Source organism: Phormidesmis sp. 146-33 (assembly GCF_052939515.1).
In genome coordinates this window covers 1-2,991 of sequence record NZ_JBJPHU010000241.1, presented here as the reverse complement: position 1 = coordinate 2,991, position 2,991 = coordinate 1, and the positions used below count along the sequence as shown (strand labels likewise).

Annotated in this window: 3 protein-coding genes; 2 read left to right on the top strand and 1 reads right to left on the bottom strand. The window is 49.6% G+C overall.

All coding sequences use genetic code 11. The features are described from left to right. Positions 1-521 precede the first annotated feature (521 nt). Complete coding sequence (locus ACJ2PR_RS35495; protein WP_446869680.1) at positions 522-704, top strand: hypothetical protein; 183 nt, start codon at positions 522-524, stop codon at positions 702-704. 39 nt (positions 705-743) lie between these two features. After that, positions 744-2,087 (top strand): cytochrome P450, encoded by a 1,344-nt coding sequence (locus ACJ2PR_RS35490; protein WP_446869681.1) that lies wholly within the window; start codon positions 744-746, stop codon positions 2,085-2,087. A gap of 6 nt (positions 2,088-2,093) precedes the next feature. On the opposite strand, the gene ACJ2PR_RS35485 is transcribed toward ACJ2PR_RS35490, so the two are convergent. Further along, a complete protein-coding gene (locus ACJ2PR_RS35485) occupies positions 2,094-2,849 on the bottom strand; it encodes a class I SAM-dependent methyltransferase (RefSeq protein WP_446880582.1) in 756 nt (251 codons plus the stop codon). Between the last annotated feature and the right edge of the window lie 142 nt (positions 2,850-2,991).

Here is a 2,991-nt window from a genome sequence, read left to right as displayed (position 1 = left end):
CTGCGGGTCCACCTCCGACAATGAGAACATTTCGACGCGAGGCAGAACACTGTGGCGGCTGTTGAAGACTGTTAGCAGTGGTAAAATGGCTCATCTTATCTCCATCCATCCCAATACTTTTTGAATGATTGCTTTCAAACGAACTATCACCTTGAAGTTTGATGAGTAACATCCCCACATGGGTCGAGGTTGCTACCCTGTTGTAGACGCAAACTTCGCCCGAACATTCGCTCTACCTGTTTACTTGTTCGTTTATTAATATTCTCGCTCACGCTACTAGCACAAATCAGTCTAAAATTTTAGGACTCTACCAGACATTTGCAGATGACGATCTCCAACAGTTTCCCAACCTGTGTTCTGAGGACATTGAATGGTGTGTCAACGGTCCCATCTAGCTCAAAAAATGCCAAACCTTTTACGGCAGAGCGGGCGTTCAAGACTTTCTCGACATTCTAGCGCTCACTTGGCAATTCAATCTTTTTGAGCCGCGTCAGTTCATTCAGGAGGGTTCAATTGTAGCGGTGCTAGGCGAAGAATCTGGATGCGGCTGCCTTCGGCAACAGCGAAGCTCCCGACAGTCTGGCATTCCCTTCCAAAACCGTTGGGCGCATGTGTTTGATGTGCAGGATCACGCGATCGTTCGATTTCGAGAATTCCTGTGTCACTGGACGGGCGATCAGCAACCGCCACCCATGAGTTGGTAGAGTTTGAAGCCATTATTTAAGCGTAGGAGATTCCCTCAGATGCCCCTCCCCAACGTTCTCAAAACGTCGCCTTTGTTGCAAAAACTACAATGGATACTTGACCCTGTTCAGTACATGGAATCCGCAGCACAGCAGTATCCCGATTTATTCACCGCGCAAATTGTTGGATTCGGAGACACCTTTGTATTTGTGCAGCACCCCGAAGCCATTCAAGCCATTCTCACTCAAGACCATACAAAGTTTTTTGCAAGCGGCAAAGACAATGCTCTCCTGCAACCGTTGGTTGGAGAACAGTCTTTGTTCCTTTTAGAAGGGCAAGACCATCGACAGCAGCGACAACTCCTCGTCCCCCCCTTTCACGGCAATCGGCTTCAAACCTACGCACAGCAAATTTGCAGCTTAACTCAAACCCTACTGAGCCAACTCTCGCCTCAGCAACCTTTCCTCGCCCGGACGCTAATGCACCAACTCACCTTAGAAATTATCATTCAAGTCGTCTTTGGACTGTCCCACGGCGATCAATATCACCATCTCAAACAATCGCTGACTGCACTGACGGATTTCTTCCGTTCTCCTGCGACGGCGAGCTTTCTGTTTATCCCTAGCTTTCAAAAAGATTTTGGAACCTGGACACCTTGGGGGCGATTTATCCAGACCCGTCAGCAAATTGATGCCTTGCTGTTTGCTGAAATTGCCGATCGTCGCGCCCATCCCAATCCCGATCGCACCGATATTCTCTCAATGCTCCTGCTGACCCAGGACGAAACGGGACAGCCGATGAGCGATCGCGCCCTACGTGATGCGCTCATGACCCTGTTACTTGCAGGTCACGAAACCACGGCTTCTGCTCTCGCTTGGGGACTCTATTGGATTCATAAAACGCCAGGGGTGCGAGAAAAACTGCGGTACGAACTGCATAGCCTCGACGAGAATGCAAATCCGCTTGAAATTGCCCGATTGCCCTATCTCAATGCGGTCTGCTCTGAAACCTTGAGAATTACCCCGGTTGCAATGCTCACGTTTCCCAGAGTCGTCCAAGAACCCCTCGAACTGCTCGGATATGAGTTAGAGGTGGACACGATCGTCATGGGGTGTATTTATCTCTTGCATCAGCGTCCAGAGTTGTATCCCGATCCGAAAGCATTTAAGCCAGAGCGGTTTCTTGATCGATCCTTTTCCCCTTATGAATTTCTAGCATTTGGGAGTGGTGCCCGCCGTTGTGTCGGGGATGCGCTAGCCATGTTGGAGTTGAAGCTGGTTTTAGCCACCCTGGTTTCTCAGGCTGAATTGGAGTTAGTAGATTCTCAGCCCGAATTAATGCGCCGTCGAGGAGTCACCCTGACCCCAGCCCGTGGAGTCAAGATGCGCTTAGGCGATTGTTAAAGACTTCTAATCTAGGACTGTTCGCCTTGCATACCAAGCATGAAAGAAAAGAGTCTGAAAGAACAATACAGGGGAATCAAAACCGCCAGATTCGATGATAGACGCGACTTCGTGAGGAGGGAGTACAGCAGCATTCCGACCATGAGAGTCGAGGAATTGTTGAATATCCTTATCTGGATATTCGGCATACTTCAGCATCCGAGTCCACATCTCGCGCAAGCTTTGATAGTCTGAAGTAAACATATCGGAAGCCAAATCCGCGCTCACCAAATACCCTTGAGGGCGAAGTCGTGCAGCAATTTGACTGAAAAATTCTCGGCTCTGGGCTTGCTGCATGAAGAAGTGAGAAACTAGTAGGGAAGTCGCTGCATCGAATGGCTCTGATGCAGGCAATGAATCGAGGTAGCCTTCGTGCCAGGTGCAACGGGATGCAACTCCACAGGCTTCCGCTTTCCGACGACAAGTATTAAGCATCGCAGTAGCAGGCTCGATCGCTGTGAATTGCCACTGTGGAAATTCTTGAGCCAGATAAATCAATTCCAATCCAGTTCCGACCCCAACACAGAGGACTCGCGCGTTTGCAGGAAGTTCAGAAAGAACCAGGCGGGTTAGTAAATGAAGCGTGTCGCGCAGTGGAGCTACTTTAGCGGCTCTCGTGTCGTAGGTCGAAACACGCGCTTCGTCAAAGACAGTAGCGGCTCTCGTGTCGTAGGTCGAAGCACGCGCTTCGTCAGAGACAATTGATTGCTCTTGATTCTGCATGAGACAGTGAATAATCAGGTTCTTGCTATTCTACACGATCGCTATGAATCAGAACGGCTGATACCGAACGGAAAAGTAGAAGCCATTAGGGGCTTGCGGAGAAATAAACTCCCAGTCATTCTAGAAGCAAGCAGAAACGCGG